Origin of the sequence: Shewanella sp. NKUCC01_JLK (assembly GCF_019345615.1) — a bacterium.
GTDB classification, from domain to species: Bacteria; Pseudomonadota; Gammaproteobacteria; order Enterobacterales; family Shewanellaceae; genus Shewanella; species Shewanella oncorhynchi.
The window spans coordinates 142,793-160,710 of sequence record NZ_JAHKRD010000012.1; the positions used below are offsets into that span (position 1 = coordinate 142,793).

At 45.1% G+C, this 17,918-nt stretch carries 16 protein-coding genes and 1 riboswitch; of the genes, 4 read left to right on the top strand and 12 right to left on the bottom strand.

The window, feature by feature from the left end:
- Positions 1-2 precede the first annotated feature (2 nt).
- Complete coding sequence (locus tag KO537_RS14495; protein ID WP_168826430.1) at positions 3-641, bottom strand: response regulator transcription factor; 639 nt, start codon at positions 639-641, stop codon at positions 3-5.
- 163 nt (positions 642-804) lie between these two features.
- On the opposite strand from KO537_RS14495, the gene KO537_RS14500 reads away from it, so the two are divergent.
- Positions 805-4,164: a transporter substrate-binding domain-containing protein gene (locus KO537_RS14500; protein WP_251071109.1), complete on the top strand. Its 3,360-nt coding sequence runs from the start codon at positions 805-807 to the stop codon at positions 4,162-4,164.
- A gap of 40 nt (positions 4,165-4,204) precedes the next feature.
- Here KO537_RS14500 and KO537_RS14505 read toward each other — a convergent pair whose 3' ends face one another.
- From KO537_RS14505 to moaA, 7 genes are all read right to left on the bottom strand, one after another.
- Entirely contained in the window at positions 4,205-5,308 is a 1,104-nt protein-coding gene (locus KO537_RS14505; protein ID WP_219234734.1) for an ABC transporter ATP-binding protein, read from the bottom strand.
- Entirely contained in the window at positions 5,289-5,969 is a 681-nt protein-coding gene (modB, locus tag KO537_RS14510) for a molybdate ABC transporter permease subunit (RefSeq protein ID WP_105251087.1), read from the bottom strand. Before modB ends, KO537_RS14505 begins: the two co-directional genes overlap by 20 nt.
- Positions 5,969-6,772, bottom strand: coding sequence for a molybdate ABC transporter substrate-binding protein (gene modA, locus KO537_RS14515; protein WP_173242680.1), 804 nt, complete (start codon positions 6,770-6,772; stop codon positions 5,969-5,971). Before modA ends, modB begins: the two co-directional genes overlap by 1 nt.
- 79 nt (positions 6,773-6,851) lie before the next feature.
- Entirely contained in the window at positions 6,852-7,319 is a 468-nt protein-coding gene (gene moaE / locus KO537_RS14520; RefSeq protein WP_105251085.1) for a molybdopterin synthase catalytic subunit MoaE, read from the bottom strand.
- Position 7,320: 1 nt separating this feature from the next.
- On the bottom strand, positions 7,321-7,572 hold the full coding sequence (gene moaD, locus KO537_RS14525) for a molybdopterin synthase sulfur carrier subunit (protein ID WP_006079756.1): 252 nt from the start codon (positions 7,570-7,572) through the stop codon (positions 7,321-7,323).
- A gap of 23 nt (positions 7,573-7,595) precedes the next feature.
- Entirely contained in the window at positions 7,596-8,072 is a 477-nt protein-coding gene (gene moaC, locus KO537_RS14530) for a cyclic pyranopterin monophosphate synthase MoaC (protein WP_006079755.1), read from the bottom strand.
- A 96-nt stretch (positions 8,073-8,168) separates the two neighbouring features.
- Entirely contained in the window at positions 8,169-9,149 is a 981-nt protein-coding gene (gene moaA, locus KO537_RS14535; RefSeq protein ID WP_219234735.1) for a GTP 3',8-cyclase MoaA, read from the bottom strand.
- Positions 9,137-9,270: riboswitch (molybdenum cofactor riboswitch) on the bottom strand. (Overlaps the previous gene by 13 nt.)
- A gap of 247 nt (positions 9,271-9,517) precedes the next feature.
- Here moaA and KO537_RS14540 point away from each other — a divergent pair.
- Both KO537_RS14540 and KO537_RS14545 read left to right on the top strand, forming a co-directional pair.
- Positions 9,518-11,167 (top strand): electron transfer flavoprotein-ubiquinone oxidoreductase, encoded by a 1,650-nt coding sequence (locus KO537_RS14540; protein WP_105251081.1) that lies wholly within the window; start codon positions 9,518-9,520, stop codon positions 11,165-11,167.
- Between the two features lie 348 nt (positions 11,168-11,515).
- Positions 11,516-13,432: a methyl-accepting chemotaxis protein gene (locus KO537_RS14545; protein WP_219234736.1), complete on the top strand. Its 1,917-nt coding sequence runs from the start codon at positions 11,516-11,518 to the stop codon at positions 13,430-13,432.
- Between the two features lie 76 nt (positions 13,433-13,508).
- Here KO537_RS14545 and KO537_RS14550 read toward each other — a convergent pair whose 3' ends face one another.
- The 4 genes from KO537_RS14550 to KO537_RS14565 form a co-directional block, all read right to left on the bottom strand.
- Positions 13,509-13,865 (bottom strand): DUF4870 domain-containing protein, encoded by a 357-nt coding sequence (locus KO537_RS14550; RefSeq protein ID WP_219234737.1) that lies wholly within the window; start codon positions 13,863-13,865, stop codon positions 13,509-13,511.
- Positions 13,866-13,900: 35 nt separating this feature from the next.
- Positions 13,901-14,596, bottom strand: a complete 696-nt coding sequence (locus tag KO537_RS14555; RefSeq protein ID WP_198572493.1) for an MOSC domain-containing protein — start codon at positions 14,594-14,596, stop codon at positions 13,901-13,903.
- A 135-nt stretch (positions 14,597-14,731) separates the two neighbouring features.
- On the bottom strand, positions 14,732-16,192 hold the full coding sequence (locus KO537_RS14560; protein WP_105251077.1) for a diguanylate cyclase: 1,461 nt from the start codon (positions 16,190-16,192) through the stop codon (positions 14,732-14,734).
- A 314-nt stretch (positions 16,193-16,506) separates the two neighbouring features.
- Entirely contained in the window at positions 16,507-17,358 is an 852-nt protein-coding gene (locus KO537_RS14565; RefSeq protein WP_131525131.1) for a PfkB family carbohydrate kinase, read from the bottom strand.
- A gap of 361 nt (positions 17,359-17,719) precedes the next feature.
- Here KO537_RS14565 and KO537_RS14570 point away from each other — a divergent pair, with 361 nt between their 5' ends.
- Positions 17,720-17,902: a hypothetical protein gene (locus tag KO537_RS14570; RefSeq protein WP_105251075.1), complete on the top strand. Its 183-nt coding sequence runs from the start codon at positions 17,720-17,722 to the stop codon at positions 17,900-17,902.
- Positions 17,903-17,918 lie beyond the last annotated feature (16 nt).

The window sequence follows — 17,918 nt, forward strand, 5'->3', positions numbered from 1 at the left end:
CATTAAAATAATCCCTGTTGCTGTGCATAATGAAACAATTCACTGTCACTTTTTAAACCGAGTTTTTGCATCGCATTGGTTTTTTGGGTACTTATGGTTTTTACACTGCGGTGTAAATAGCTGGCAACTTGAGTCACTGACATGCCGTTTGCCAGTAAACGTACCACTTCTATTTCTTTCAGTGAAAGTTCAACTGGGATGGTATATTGATTAATACCTTGTTCATTTAATAATTCACGGACAGTTTCGCCAATGTAAACAGAACCTAATAATACTTTTTTAACTGTTTTCTCTAATTCGGCAATGACTGATTTTTTTAATAATAAGCCTTGTATTCCAATCTGTAACAGCGCTTGTAATACACCTAAATTATGTACTTGGGTCAATACTATTATGGGTAAATTTGGATATTTTCGTCTTAGCTGTTTAATCATGGCCATACCATCGACATTGTCATCATTAGGCATACTAAAGTCTGTGATCAATAAGTCACATTCATGTTGTTCTAATGTACGCCATAATTCGGAAACATTATTTGCTTCAGCAACAATGTCACAACTTGGCTGCATTTCAGCCATCAAACTACGCACGCCAGTGAGTATAATAGGGTGATCGTCGGCAAGGATGATCTTAAAAGCCATATATAACTCCTCGTGATAATGTGAACTTATGGATGCCTTATCTATACTACTTGGCATCGGTGTTTTTTTCGAGACTTAATACACTTTGGTCATAGAGATGCGTGCGACTCAAAAATTGCGTTACCAACTTCTTTGCATCTTCAGTTGCTTATCCCTGCTATGCATGACTTTTATCACTCATGCCGAACAGCCCAAAACCACAACAATTAGAGTAGGCGTACTCGCCAATGGCTGGGGACCTTTTCAACAAATTAATGACCAGATAACAACGGGATTTAGTGTCGAACTCATACAACTGCTCGCCAAAAATCTTAATTACCAAATAGACTGGAAGGTTTATCCCAATTGGATGAGCCTTTATTCTGCTGGCTGCAATGGGGAAGTCGATGTCTTGCTTGACGCTTTTCGTACTGTTGAACGTACTCAATGCCTTATGTTTAGCCGCTCATACTACACCTCCCCTACTGTTGTCGTTATTCGTTACGACAGCCGATTTTTTCGCGATGTGAGTGAATTTGGCCAAGCTCGGATTGCCGTTGAAAAAGGATTCTCGACGGAGAAATTAGTCAAACTGCATTATCCAACCGTAACAGAAGTAACATTTTCTAATACAGAACAAGCACTTTCCTCCGTCATTGATAAAACGACCGATGCCTATATCGGTAATCTTCATGTTGCTAACCAATACATTAGTGCACACCCTGAACTTCTTATCGTTGCCCAAGCCCCCCTGATGATGGAAAACTTACATTTAGGGATCACGAAGAACAATAGCCTGCTTGTAACACAACTCGATAACGCCTTAATGGCTCTGAGTGTAGAAGAGCGCAATGCTCTCGAAGTAACTTGGCTGGGTATGGGTGATCTTCATTTTTTAGGCCACAGTAATTTTCTACTTAGACCCAATGAACGCGAATGGCTGGCAGGTTTACCTTCACTCAGAGTCGGATTTGTAAGTCATTGGATGCCATTCTCTTCGGTTAACAATAAAGGCATCTTGGTTGGTTTACTTGCTGATTATCTTGAACAATTCAGAGAAAAACTAGGGCTTGATTATGCGGCACAAAAAACCAGAACGTGGGATGAAATCCAAACCGCACTCGTTAATCATGAGATTGATCTCGCCATTATTCCAACACGATTGAAAGCACAATATCCAGACTGGCACATGAGCGAAGTGTTTACGTCTTTCCCTATTGTTATAGCCACTGCCCGCAACAGTCCGCGAATCGCGGGGCTGTCAGAACTGAACTTTCAACGCGTGGTCATCACAGATAATCTACTGCTGCCAAGCATTAAAAAAGCCTATCCGAATATCGATGTTGTAGTTTCAGCCAATCCCGACGAAGGTCTGACCTTAGTCGCAAAGGGCAAAGCAGCGGCTTACATAGGTAATTTGGCCGTTGTGACTATGCTCATCGACGACAAATTTGACGATGAATTACGAGTAGCGGCACCAACGCCTTATAAAGATGAACTCGCTGTTGCCGTTCGTGAACCTTATTGGCCACTTATCCCATTAATTAACCGTGTTTTCTCCAGTATGAGTGAGAAAGAAAAACAGCAGATCCGCAATACTTGGCTAGCCGTAAATTACAGCGAAGGCATCTCTTGGCACACCTTACTCAAAACACTACTGCCGATTGCGATAGGTTTACTGCTTTTCATTGGCGGCTTAACCATAGCCTATTTAAAACTCAGGCAAGAAATCAATAAACGGCGCATCGTCGAAAATGCTCTGGCCATCGCAAAAGAAAACGCCGAGCAAGCCACTAAAAGAAAAGCTGAATTTCTCGCAGCCATGAGCCATGAGATCCGCACGCCCATGAATGGACTCGTGGGTATGGCAGAGCAACTCAGCTTTACCCCTCTTGGTATAGAACAAAAACAAATGGTACAAATCATTAGTAATGGCGCGGAAGAAATCCTCCAAATCATTAATAATATTCTCGATTTCTCTAAAATAGACATGGGGAAAATGCGCTTAGAATCAACCCCTATTCTATTGCGTGAAGTTCTCGATAGTACGCTTAATATGGTCATGAATGATTTACGCACCAAAGGCTTAAGCCTCTACTTACACGTTGACCAAGGCGTAGCTGCACGGGTAACAGGAGACAGTCTTCGTATAAAGCAAATCCTATTCAATTGGGTAAATAACGCCATTAAATTCACTGAACGCGGGTTTATTGAGGTCTCAGTCAAGCTTGAAGCCGAACAAGAAGGTCAACAATTACTGCTCATTGGCGTACAAGATACGGGTATCGGCATGAACACTGAGACTCAAGCGCGAATATTCAATATTTTTGAGCAAGCTGATGTCTCGACAACACGTAGCTATGGTGGTGCAGGTTTGGGCCTTGCCATTAGCCATACACTCGCCGAAATGATGGGCGGCGACATCATCCTGAATAGCGCCCCTCATTTAGGCACATTTATTGGTTTACGCATTCGGTTACCTGTGGTGGCTCAGAATGAATTTGATGAACAATTGCAGGGATTAAAAGCATATATCGCCATCGGCGATATAAAACTACGTCACACTTTATCTTGGCATTTAGCTTCATTAGGCATTGTATTAACAGAGAATAAAACCAATGCAGACCTGTTGTTTACTGATAATGCTTCGGATGATCGGCAACACATACTCTGCACTCACTTTAATGAAGCACTGGGTTATAGATACCAAAATGAGCAATGTTTATTGAATGCAAATCCCTTAACATCGCAAGCTGTGAAGGATGTGTGTTACATCAACATGGGGTGGATTGATACTATAGTCTCAACCCCGCAAAGGGATATTCAATTTAAGTTTAACTGGCCAGAATGCAAAATATTATTAGTTGAAGATCATCAACTTAATCAGATATTGGTGCAGCGACAGCTGAAACAGTTACGCCTAACATGTGATATTGCAGATAACGGTGCCCAAGCGCTCGCCCTCATGCAAAAGACTCAATATGACTTAGTGTTATGCGATTGCCGCATGCCAGTGATGGATGGCTACACTTTTTGCCAACAAGTGAGATCGCAGGAAATCGAGGGGCAACATATTCCCATCATCGCACTCACGGCCAACGTGCTAAATGAGCAGAAGCAAAGGTGCATGGCAGTTGGGATGGATGACTTACTGGCAAAACCACTGCACTTAGATGAGCTGTATAAAATGCTTTTGAAATGGCTACCGTCTGCAAAACCAGCACTTATCGATATAAAAATATTAGAGGATGCCTTTGGTCGGGAAGAGACATTAAGCAAAATGCTATTAATGTTTAAAACTGAGCTCGAAACCTCACTTCAGGATATTCAACTTAAAACACCTCAACTTGCGGATAAGATCCATAGATGTGCAGGAACTATCAGTATGTTAGGGCTCACATCAATAGCAGAGCACGCTTGGATACTCGAAGAAAAAATGAGGCAACAGGGAAATAATAATGCTGAAGCGGAATTGGCTCAATTTCAAACGACAATAGCCCAATTGATAACTGAGCTAGACGCGATAATGCGAAATCGCACCTAAATGGTGGCTGGTTTACTCAGAGTTATCATGGTGGACTAAGCTATTCCAAAATATGAATTTGTTCGGATTTGAGTGCCACCGTAGTTTGCATCCCCTTAGTAAGAGCAAGCTTTTGGGCAAAATGCAGCGAGACTTCGGTGTTAAGTTGTAATGGGGTGCCAGTGACGTAGCAGATAAGCCGAACGGATTCGCCCATCACCAGCATAGCGTCGATCGTGACATCTAATTTATTAAAACTGCGGCATAAACGCCCTTTGGAAATCGAATTAAAACGAATACCTTGATTGGGGATAACCCAACGGACTCGACTTCCCACAGGGCGCTCTTTGCCATAGTCGCAGGCAATTAGCTGCTCACCAAATTTAAGCCAAGTGAGATTTTTAATGCTGTCTTGAAATACCACTTCACCATCAAAAATATTTCTTAGCCCCATCTGCCTAGCCACAGCTTCATTTCGTGGCCGCGATAACACCTCGAAAGGTGCACCTTGCTGCAGCATCTTGCCTTGGCTGATCAAAATCATCGAATCAGCCAGCAGTAAGGCTTCATTTAAGTCATGGGTGACCATAATCACTGGGCAGAGTAACTGCTCTTTGAGGCGCGCAAGCTCAAGGTATAATCGCTCGCGAGTTTCCCTGTCCACCGCAGAAAAAGGCTCATCCAGCAACAAAACCGACGGTTCGCGAGCAAGCGCTCTGGCAAGCGCAACGCGCTGGCGCTGGCCGCCCGATAAATGCGCCGGTAATCGATCGGGTAATCCCTGTAGATTGACCCGTTCGAGCCAATCTTTCGCGCGCGGTATGCGTTCCGCCTTGGGAATATGATCAAGCCCAGCGACTACATTTTCTAAGGCAGTGAGATTCGGAAATAGCCCAAAATGCTGCGGCATATAACCGATATGGCGTTGCTGCGGGCTTAAGGCGATACGCGCTTTATCATCAAACCAAAGCCGATCGCCAAAGTGGATTTGTCCCGTATCGGGATGATTCAACCCAGCGATCATCCGTAGCAGTGTGGTTTTTCCACCGCCAGACGGCCCGACCACAGCAAGTACTTCACCCGCTTTACAGCGAAAATCGGCGTTGAGTTTAATGTGTTTATGATTTTGGATCTGACACTGCAGATCAGCGATGATTTGCGCCACGCTGACCTCCTAAACGCCGCGATAGGCTGGTTGTTAGTGCTAACGCCGTCACGGCAAACAGCAATAAGACTAATGACATAGTGCCAGCGGCATTAAAATCGAATGATTGCACACTGTCATAAATTGCAATCGAAATCGTCTTAGTCTCTCCAGCAATATTGCCGCCCATCATCAGCACAACGCCAAACTCCCCAAGCACATGGGAGAAGCACAGAACTAATGCCGTTAGCACACCCGGCCACACCATAGGCAATTCAATTTTAAGTAGAATTTTAAGTCGACTCATGCCGCAACAAGCCGCTGCGTCGCGAACATCATTAGGTACAGTTTCAAAGGCGCGTTGTATCGGCTGCACAGCGAAGGGAATATTAACTAAAACAGAGGCGATAACCAGACCTGAAAAGTGAAACACGAGTTGCTGACCCATGACTTGCTCAATCCATTGTCCGAGCCAACTTTGACTGCCAAGCCCCACCAGCAAGTAATAACCAATCACAGTCGGTGGTAATACTAAGGGCACCATGATCAGCGCCTCGACCCAAGATTTGCCGACAAATTGACGATAGGCTAATGCTCGTCCAGCCAAAATAGCTAAAGGAATCAACACTAAAACTGTGATGCCACTCAGCTTGACCGATAACCAAAGTGCCTGCCAATCCATCATGGTTGCTCTGGCAATGAAAAACCATAATCGGCCAAAACACGACGAGCACTATCGGCTCTTAAATAATCGTAAAAATGCTGAGCTGTTTCACCCGCCTTGGCCATTAATGCCATACGCTGAAACAGTGGGCTATGCATTTTTGCTGGCACTATGGCGTAATCACTATGTTTGGCAAAAGTAGGAGACATAGCTAAAGAGAGCGCAATAATCCCGCCCTGGGTTGAACCACTAATCGCAAACTGCCCTGCTTGGGACACATTTTCCCCAAGGATCAATTTAGCTTGAATCGCATCCCACAACTGCACAAACTGCAATGCTTCTTTGGCCTTTTCGCCATAGGGAGCGTGATCAGGATTAGCAATAGCAAAACGGGTAATTTTTCCTGCAGCGAGTGCGTCGGCTAACCCCTTAAGTTCAGGATCAACGGACAAACGACCTGTTTTAGGTACAACAATAGCGAGTTGCCCTTGGGCATAAAGAACGCCAGCATCGCGGGCAACGCCAGCACTATGCAATTGCTGAATATATTTTTCATCCGCAGATAAAAATAATTCATAGGGCGCACCATTTTGGATTTGAGTAGCAAAATTGCCCGATGACCCATAGGATATTTTTACTTTTAGCCCAGTTTCATTGGTAAATTTTTGGCTAATATCATCGAGGGCAAAACGTAAATCAGAGGCAGCGGCAATTGCGGGAATCGCTGTATTATCCGCCGCGCGACTCGTCGATGGCACGACCGCCAAGCACCAGAGTAATGCAAAAACACAGGTATGAAAGAAACGGGTCAAACTCTGCATTGGGTCACCTTAGTGCAATATTCGCGCGGGTCTTAAACTGGCAAGCTGCGTTGCGACTACGAGTATCTCTGTCACGCGACTAGTCTTTGTGTTGCCATAGCTTAGCCGCCTGTTCATCGGCATCTTTCGCTTCAACCCAACTTTTACCTTGCTCGCCCGCTTCTAATTTCCAGAATGGCGCTTTGGTTTTTAAAAAGTCGATTAAGAATTCACAGGCAGCAAAAGCGGCCTTGCGATGGGCGCTGGTTACGCCGATAAACACAATCTGCTCACCCAGAGCCATAGTACCGACACGGTGAATAACCGTCACTTTATTAAGCGGCCAACGGCTACGCGCCTCGGCAACGATTTGTTCTAACACGGCTTCGGTCATGCCCGGATAGTGCTCTAAGGTTAAATCTGTCACCGCGGCGCCATCGTTAAAATCACGCACTTTGCCGACAAAAGTGACTACGGCACCATCGCTATCATCTTGAGCTAGCTGGCGATATTCGTCAGAAACACTAAAATCGACCTCTTGCACTCGAACTGCGGGTAATAAACGCATATTAACCTCCTGTAACCGGTGGGAAAAAGGCGACTTCATCACCATCGTTTACAGGCGTATCCCATTGACTAATGGTCTGATTTACCGCCACCAGCAATTTGTCAGAGGTTAATACTTTGGCCCATTTGTCGTCGGTGGCCGCCAGCGTTGCCCGTAATGCTTCGGCAGTTTGAGTCTGCTCGCTCGCCTCTAAACTTAATTTAGCTGTGCCCAACAATTCTCGAACTTGAGCAAAAAACAACACGTTAATCATAGTCTTCTCTCGTTTTTGATACGCTAAACCTTAAAATGTCCCGACTTGCCGCCACGCTTTTCCAACAGACGGACTTGGGAGATCACCATATCTTTTTGCACAGCCTTGCACATGTCATAGATAGTTAACGCCGCCACTGAAGCCGCAGTTAACGCTTCCATTTCTACGCCCGTTTTGCCGGATAACTTGCACAGGCTAGTAATACGCACGCGGTTATGTTCAGGTTGTGCCTCTAAATCAACTTCAACTTTCGTTAGCATCAGCGGATGGCAGAGAGGGATAAGATCTGAGGTTTTTTTCGCAGCTTGAATGCCCGCAATACGCGCGGTCGCAAACACATCTCCCTTGTGGTGGCTGCCACTCATGATCATCTCGAGTGTCGTGCTCGCCATCTCGATAAAAGCTTCAGCACGGGCTTCGCGCTCGGTCACGGCCTTTTCAGTTACATCGACCATATGGGCATTGCCATCGGCATTAATATGAGTAAATACATTGCTCATCGGAGCGATCCTTTAATTGAGGTCAAAACAGGGTACAAGGGAAATTGAGCTTATACTCGCGCTAAATTGGCTATGGCAACAGACCTAAAACCAGGTCTAGCCGCCAATAGAGGCAAGATGCTGAGTGACACCTGTGATGCCTTGATGCAAGTAATGGGTTTCTTTCTTCTGGGCTAATTGACCGTGCAGACGCTCAATTAATTCCGCTTGCTGGTTAGAATGCTGTAGCAGATCACGTAAATCGACACCGGATTCCGTAAAGAGGCACAAGTGCAATTTACCCTTAGCAGATACCCGTAAACGGTTACAGGTAGCACAAAAATTATTGGCATAGGGCATGATCAAGCCGATACGGCCCTGATAATCGCTGCGGCTGAAATTTTGGGCTGGACCATCGGAGGCGCTTGGCGTATCTAATTGCCAGCCATCTGCCAGTAACTGTGCTTTGATGTCGGCGCCCGCTAGGTGATGGGCTTCAAAATACTCACGACCAAGACCCGTTTCCATCAGCTCGATAAAACGCAGGTCGATTGGCGTGTGTTTAATCCAGTGTAAAAAACGTGGCAAATCTTTATCGTTTAAACCTTTAAGCAGTACGGCGTTGATTTTTACTCGCTCGAAACCTGCCGACAAGGCGGCATCAATCCCCCGCATCACTTCATCAAACTTATTTTCGCCGGTGATCTGGTAAAACATTTTGGGTTCTAAACTATCCACGGACACATTGATACGACGTAAGCCAGCATCGAACCATTCTTTAGCATGCTTTTCGAGTCGATAGCCATTAGTGGTCGTTGCTATGGTTTGAATGCGCGGGTTATCGGCAACGACACGTATGATGTCGGTAAAGTCTTTACGCAGGGTAGGTTCACCGCCTGTAATGCGGATTTTTTGGGTGCCGACTTGGCTAAATGCAGAGACTAAGTTTTCTATCTCATTGAGAGATAAAAATTTTGGTTTACCTTCTGGATGATAACCATCAGGGAGGCAGTAACTGCATTTGAAGTTACAAACGTCAGTGACTGACATCCGTAAATAGTGAAATTTTCGACCAAAGCTGTCTTGTAATTGAGACATGATCACCTTTCCAAGTGTGGGAGGTGAGAGCATTTCTTATCCCACCCCGGTGGCATTATTACCACGGCTACACCTCCATATCTTTCGACTTAGGTAGGCAAGCTCGGAGAACCGTCGTCGGTGATTATAGGCCGAAAGTACTCACTAGCTATACCCCTAAACAGGTATTTATTAACCTAGATCACGCTAGCGTGAATAATCTGTGACAGTCCTCACCTAAAGATTTGTATTGAATTAGACTAAACAGCAGCGTAATCCACTGTGACCTTATCTTATTTTCAGGTAAGGTGGTACAAGCAATAAAACGCCCGTTTACAAACTACAACACTCGATAAAAATCGGGGAAACGTGAAGGAAGAGGTGAACTGATGGAACGCGAATCAATGGAATTCGATGTTGTTATCGTCGGTGCTGGTCCAGCTGGCTTGGCCACGGCATGTCGATTAATGCAAATATCACAGGATTCAGGTAAAGAAATTACCGTCTGTGTGGTAGAAAAAGGCTCAGAAGTGGGCGCGCATATTCTGTCAGGCGCAGTGTTCGAGACAAAAGTGCTAGACGAGCTATTCAGCGACTGGCGTGAAAAAGATGCCCCAATAAAAACCGCTGTCACCCACGACGAAATCTACCTACTCAGCTCAGCCACCGACGGCCGAGTCATGCCTAATGCTTTTGTGCCAAAAACCATGCACAACGACGGCAATTTTATTATCAGCGTCGGTAATCTGTCCCGCTGGCTTGCCAATCGCGCAGAAGAACTCGGTGTCGAAATATTCCCCGGCTTTGCCGCCAGCGAACTGCTATTTAACGCCGATAACAGCGTTAAAGGTATTTTAATTGGCGATATGGGAGTGGGTGCCGATGGCGAACCCAAAGACAGCTTTATGCCAGGCATGGAGTTGCATGCTAAATATACCGTTTTTTCCGAGGGTTGCCGCGGCCACTTAGGCAAGCAACTTATCGAAAAATACCATTTAGATAATGGTAAAACACCACAGCATTATGGTTTAGGCTTCAAAGAAATTTGGAAAGTCCCCGCCGAGCAACACGAACAAGGCAAAGTCGTTCACACAGGTGGCTGGCCATTAACCGAGGGCGCATCGGGTGGCGGCTTCCTTTATCACATGGAAGATAACCAAATTGCGGTCGGCCTTATTATTGATTTGAACTACAAAAATCCGCATCTGAGCCCATTTGACGAATTCCAGCGCTATAAAACCCACCCTGTGATTGCTAAGTATTTAACGGGTGGCGAACGCCTTAGTTATGGCGCCCGCGCGATTACTAAAGGCGGCTTAAACTCGCTACCTAAGATGAGTTTTCCTGGCGGTCTTATCATAGGCTGCAACGCGGGTACGTTGAACTTTGCTAAAATCAAAGGCACTCACACTGCGATGAAGAGCGGGATTGTTGCAGCAGAAACCTTAGGTAAAGCCATGATGGCAGGGGTTGAAGGCGGTAAAGATCTCGACTGTTACCAAACCCACCTTGAAGAAAGCTGGCTATACGAAGAATTGCATAAATCCCGCAACTTTGGTCCAGCAATGCACAAATTTGGTACCTATTTAGGCGGCGCATTCAACTATATAGATCAAAACTGGTTTGGCGGAAAGTTCCCTATCACACTGCGTGATGAGCACCCAGACTATGCGCAAATGGCACCTGTGAGCGCTTACAGCAAGATTGATTATCCAAAACCCGATGGCAAGCTTAGCTTTGATAAACTGTCCTCAGTGTATCTGTCGAGCACTTATCATGAGGAAGATCAGCCCTGCCATTTACGTCTCAAGGACAGCAGCATTCCACTGGGCATTAACTTGACTCAGTTTAATGAGCCAGCACAGCGTTACTGCCCAGCAGGCGTGTATGAAATCGTCGAAGAGGCGGGTCAACCCAAGTTTGTAATCAATGCGCAAAACTGCATTCATTGCAAAACCTGCGACATTAAAGATCCGAGCCAAAACATCACTTGGGTTACACCGGAAGGCGGTGGTGGTCCAAACTACCCCAACATGTAACATTTGGATGATAAATGTAAATAATGGCGCTCAATGGAGCGCCTTTTTTTCACCTTTTACACGAATAGTTCACTTTTTTTGCTTGCCCTTACTCGCGACATTGGCCACAATTGCCACACAAAAAAGAGTTCGTTTTCAATCACCATCTCATTTCCATCTATACTCTACATAATTAGATCTACAGCAAGACCAACAGGTTAGGCCAAATAAGTGTTCTATACGCTGTTTTATTCGGCAACCGGCCTAGACTAAGGTTAACTTTTAACATTTCTGTCCGATAATCTTTTACCGTACAAGAGTGCGTTGACCGATAACTCAAAATAGTCCAACACAGGCATATTGATATTTATGATATTTAATAACCTCACCATTAAGCAGAAAATTCTGTTAACAGTGACATTTGCAGTACTGTTGTCGACCATACTCGTCGGCGTATTAAGCCAACGTAGCGCGAAAAATGTCGTACAACAAAGGATGTTAGGTTCGGAATTACCGAGCTTAATGATGCAAATTCGCAATAAGATCGATCTCGACATTTCCACTTTGATGAATGCTGCAGAACAATTGGCCAGTACCCGCATGTTACTGCAATGGCTCGAAGACGGTAGACCACAGGCCCAAGAACCCCAAGTCGTAGCCCAACTCAAAGACATCACTCGTCAGTATAAGCTAGCGCAAGCTTCCTACGCTGATAGACAAACTGCCGCCTACTACACTCAGGATGGTTTTCTGCGAGTGCTCACTCCTGCGCAGGATGGCTGGTTTTTTGGTTACCGAGACAGTGGCCAAGAACGTATGTTGAACGTATTTACTGAGGCCAACGGCGAAGTCAAACTCTTCATTAACTACCAACAACCCAATGGCCGCGGCTTAGTCGGGCTCGCTAAATCACTCGATGACATGGTGCGTTTGCTGAGCTCGTTTAAGATTGAAGAAACTGGTTTAGTCTACTTAGTGGATGCTAAAGGTGAGGTAAAACTCCACCCAGATACGAGCCAAATTGGTAAGAGCAGCCTAAGCAACTTATACAAGGATGCGAGTTCAAGCTCATTATTAAACCGCAGTGATTTCAATCTGATCAATACCAAAATCAATGGCGAAAACATGCTGGTTGCCAGTAGTTATATCGCATCTATGGATTGGTACTTAGTCGCACAGGTGCCAGAGGCCGAAGTATTCGCACTATTAACCGAAGCGGCTTATCAGATCTTAATCTGGACGCTAATAATTGCAGCGGGCTTTATTGTACTCGCCATCGTAGTGGCAGGTTCAGTGAGTCGTCCAATCGCCCAAGTTGCCGCCATGTTCCACGACATAGGCGAAGGTGAAGGTGACTTACGCCAACGCTTACCTGTCAATGGTGAAGATGAAATTGCGCAACTCGCCAAGGGATTTAACAGCTTTATCAGCAAGATCCAAGATTCGGTCATCGAAGTGGCACAAACCAGCGAACAGCTCGGTTTCTCGGCTAAGGATGTGTCGAATCAGGCACAGCAAACCTTAGAAGACAGCCACGAGCAGAAAGATCGCACTATGATGGTGGTAACGGCCATTAATGAAATGGGCGCGACGGTTAACGAAATTGCCAGTAATGCCGCCCAAGCTGCGGTTGCCGCCAGAGATGCAGATACTGAAGCCAGCAGCGGGCAAGTTGTGGTAACCCGTGCCCGCGATACCATTAACCAATTGTCAAAAGACGTTGGCCAAGTGGGTGAAGTGATTGAGTCCCTCGCGACCCACACTAAATCCATCGGTGGTATTTTAGATGTGATCCGCGCTATCTCTGAGCAGACTAACTTGTTAGCACTTAACGCGGCCATTGAAGCAGCACGTGCCGGCGAAGCTGGACGCGGATTTGCTGTCGTAGCCGATGAAGTGCGTAACTTAGCCTCACGCACAGCAGCATCGACCAATGAAGTGCAAGGCATGATCGACAAGCTGCAATCGGAAGCCAGCCGCGCGGTTAATGCAATGGCCCAGAGTCGTACCCGCTCCCACGAAGGCGTTGTGGCCGTCGATGAAGCCAGCAAATCGTTAATTGGCATTAGCGATCGCATTGGTCTTATCAGCGACATGAACATCCAAGTTGCTGCGGCAACGGAAGAACAATCCACAGTGGTGGAGGACATCAACCGTAACGTCACTGAAATCAATGACATTACTCAACGTACTGCCAATACTGCACAAGCGGCGGCACAGGCAAGTTTAGCCTTGAATCAACTGTCACACCGCTTAGATACCTTAGTGGCCAAGTTTAAGGTGTAAAACCTTAAAACTTACGCCATAAAAAACGCCTTAGATGTTTCCATCTAAGGCGTTTTTCTTTAACTCACAGAGGCAATTAATCCATAGCAATAAATTTAATCGTTAATGGGTATTTATATACCTTACCCTCGCTGGCCTTAATAATCGCCAGCACAGTGCACACCAAATCGAATATGCCGAGTATGGCTAAAAAGATGAAACCTATTCCGACCAAAGCTAATACGCCACTGATGATCACATAAATCAACAGGCTCAATTTAAAGTTCAAGCAACTACGGCCACATTGATCAACAAATGCGGACTCTTCACGCTTCATCAGCCAAATGATCAAAGGACCAAGAATAGAGCCCAACGGCACTAAGTATCCAATAAAACTTGAGGCGTATACCAGTAAGCCAAAATCTTTATCACTTTTTGTAACGGGTTCAATCATAGGTCATCCCTGTTTTATCATTTGAATATAAAGCCTTATTTACCACTCGGTCCATATAAGCGCATTTGCCAATCTTCTACTGTCTGTAATGCTAAGCGGCGTTGTAGGCTATTAACCCAACTCAGCGCTAATCCCTCGCAGGAAGCTAAACGATCATAGGCACTGGCATTAAACGTTGGCGAGAAATAGAGTGACATGGCCTCGGCAACACTGATATCAGTACGACGCTCAACTAATTCAATCCTATCGTTTAACTGAATAATCCCTGGGGTTAAGATTCTATAAAACCAACCACATAATTGGCTTTGCTGCATAGCGAGGGCGAATTCTCTGTGGCCAAATTGCAGATTCAATTTAAAACAAGGTGAACGCGGCTGAGTCACTTGCACTTTTACTGCGCCAATTTGCAAGATATCGCCAATATTGACTTGAGTTTCGTTCAGTCCAACTGTGCTAATGTTCTCTCCCATGCTGGGCGCATCTTCGAGTTGGGTAATTAAGTCCCAACGACGATATTGGCCGTAGTGCTCGCGGGGGAAATGATGTAGGACGCGATCAAGGCCGCCATGGTGTTTTGGATCGGCCTGCGCGTCCCCTTCAACATGGTCGATATGCACTAACAGTTGTTGAGCCGCTTGCTTACCATCAATCCCCGTAGCAACTCCGGACATTTCTTGAAGATGGGTTCCTAAGTACAATCCAGACAATTTATTAATCAACAACTTTGACATCAGCAACTCCAAATCAATGACCTATCGCGCATTACTGTCAGAGTGTAAACCGCGATACGCCAATAACACAATCAACCCGCGCCATAACCCACAAAGGTAGACTAAACATTGCTGCCAAGAAGAACCGAGTAGAGTCTATGAATGATTTAACACCACTTGATTTCGGCCCGCTTCTTTTGCCTGATACAAGGCCAGATCGGCACGTTTGATAAGGTCCTCTGCGGGCTCTTGCACTTGATGCTCAGCAACACCAATACTGGCAGTAATAGAAATGTGTAATCCATTCACTTTAATTTCCCGCTGGGAAATGAGGTCACGGATCTGTTCTGCCAGTTCTGCCGCTCGAGATAAATCCATTTCAGGGAGTAAAATTAAAAACTCCTCACCGCCCCAGCGACATAAAATATCCTGTTGTTGTAGTAAACCACGCAGCATATTAGTCATGGTTTTTAATACTAAGTCACCAATCCCATGCCCATAACTGTCGTTCACTTTTTTAAAGTGATCGATATCCAGCAAGAGTATTGAAATCGGCGATTGTGTCAGCTTAGCTTTATCTAACGCCTGCCTAAAGTACTCATCAAATACCTGACGGTTAGCGGCGCCAGTGAGCTTATCGGTAGACGCCATAATTTCTAGTTTGCGCTGATAACGACCTAAGGTCATGTTGGAGATGAATAAAATACCTAGGGTCACCATTAGGCTTAACGCCAAATTACCCCAAAACGTATTTAACAGTTCCCGCTCTTGTGGCGCATCCTCCTGCTCAACAATCAAATACCACTTAAACTCAGGAACTAAGCGACTATTGAGATAAACCGTTTTCCCGTTTTTCTGATAGCTGAAGGCGGCACTTGGGCTGGTTAAAATACGCGTAGCCAAATTATCAAGCCCTACGTTCGTTTGCAGCGAATCCGTACCGTCATATTGATCGCCATGCAAAGTGACATTACCTTGCCGATCGGTAAAGAACACTCGGCGGTTATAACGCTTTTGATATAACTCAATTAAGGCTTTAACCTTTTCAACCGCCAACCCCACACCGGTAACACCAATGAATTTTCCTTCAAAATCAAAAACTTTATAGTTAACAAATACGGTTGTCTTACTGCGGTCAGCCGTATCGGCATCAATATTGACCTCATAATGTTCAGATTCGGGTAAAGAGCGCACTCGAAAATACCAAGCATCGTCAGGCTCTACATCTTGAATTTGTTTTAAAATGCCCGTGGAATGGTAATAATTTCGACTTTTCTCAGACACAAAAAAGCTAGTGACTGTACCGTATTTCTCTTGGATTTCCTTAAGGTAACGAATGAGTTTTTCGGGCTCTTGCTCATGACTTAAGGTCCAATCCCGAACAAAGGTATCCTGCGCCATCAAGGATGAAATAAAGATGGGTCGTAACAAATCCTGTTGAATTTCTGAATAAATATTGTCACTTGTGAGCGGTAAGGTATTGCTCTCTATTTGCTGGCTCAGTGAATCATGAGCCACTTTGTAACTGATACCGCTGGTCACTAAAAAGGCGACCAAAAGCAAAACAGACAGAAGCCAAATAAATTTATTTTTATCATTCCAAGCGTTATTGCCCATTCTCAACTCCAAAGACTACAGAACACCTTGAGTGGCTTATTATTTTAATTTAACGATAACTATTTTAGTTGAATAAATGTTAACGCAATTGCGCCATGGCCGCACAAGATTTCTGTCGTATTGGCGTTCTACGATGGAATAACTTTATTTTGAGCAAAAAAATGCCTCGTTGGGGAAACGAGGCAAAAAACATACTAACCAATAAATGGGAGAAAAGTACAAGAAAACGTTAAGGGACAAGCTATGCGCCACAAGACATACTCTAGCAAGGACGTATGACAAAAAGATGACTCAAACTGCTCGCCCGCAGATTTTCATGCGATTTGCTTCGCCTCTAAATACTGTTTTAGTGCCTCACCCGGAATAGAACTATCAGTTGCCACCGCAAATGCCGCCCAAATCGCCCCTTCTGCCATGGCCTCAGTAATCGACTGGCCGATGCAGAGACTGTGGATCAACCCTGCCGCATAGGCATCACCCGCGCCAGTGGTATCAACAACTGTGGCAGGGATAGCAGCAACATGCTGCACTTGATCGTGCGTGTAAACCTTAGCCCCATTGATACCATCGGTGACAATAAAGTAACGCAGACAATCGCCGCCAATGCTTTTGCCATATTCCCAAGATGCGCCATCACAACGCCCCTGAATATCACTCATGGAGGCCAATAAAATATGACAAGGTCTCTGTCTGTCGTCCTTGGCTAATTGCGCGACCACAAGACAATGTTCTAGAGCTGTTTTTGCCCAGCTGACAGAGCCTTCTGCGGAAGTATTAAAATACAGCGCGTCCCATGGCTGCCATTTCGGCGGTACAGATAATTCAAATATGGGTCTTTGTGGCCGAATAATGGTGCGCTCGCCATCTGGCGTCATTACAAGCAGCATTTCGCATGTATTGCCGGCGCGGCGCTGCACTAAACGACAATCGAGACCTTGCGTACTGGCTTCTGCAATGAGCCAATCCCCCATGTCATCACGGCCCACTTGACTCACCAGCGCGACACTATGCCCTGCCCAGACTAAACCTAATCCGGTATTTGCCCCACCACCGCCGAGCCTTTGGCCGCCATCTTGATAATGGAAACGTCCACCCGTTTTTAAAGGTTTATCAAGCAGTAAGATCCGATCACAGTTGAGATTGGCAACTAACAGAATATTAGCCATTACACGGCTCCAAAGGGCAAAAAAGCATCAAGGCCAGAAGATAAAAACAAAGAAATATCAATCTAGAGCAAAATGCTCACAGGCACAATCCAATCATCAAGATAGAAACACTATAAGGATATGGCAGCGCCTTGATGTAAGCATTTGTCCCGAAGAAGATGAGGAAAACAGTTGTACACTCATACGGTATAACATAACCATTAACTCTAACACTTTGTTTAAAATCGATTTATAGAAAAGATAACGTCTCAGGACAAAATGAAGCGTAACCATTTTGAAGCCGACTCGATTAATTATCAGTAGACATAGTTAAAATGCATGCTGGATACATATATTAAATTTATGAATGGAATCAAACGCTATGCTAATGGAAATATGGGATACCGCCGAAGAAAAATCTGAGCAGCTACGCCGTTATCAGCTCTGTATAGAAGAATTTAATGAATTGAATTTTCACGATGTTTATATTGCAGAAATCAAACAAGAATACCAACAACTGGCTGAACAAGTAAAAGTGCAGTCAACCTCGGATCCCGAGCGCTAACTGCACTTTGCCATCT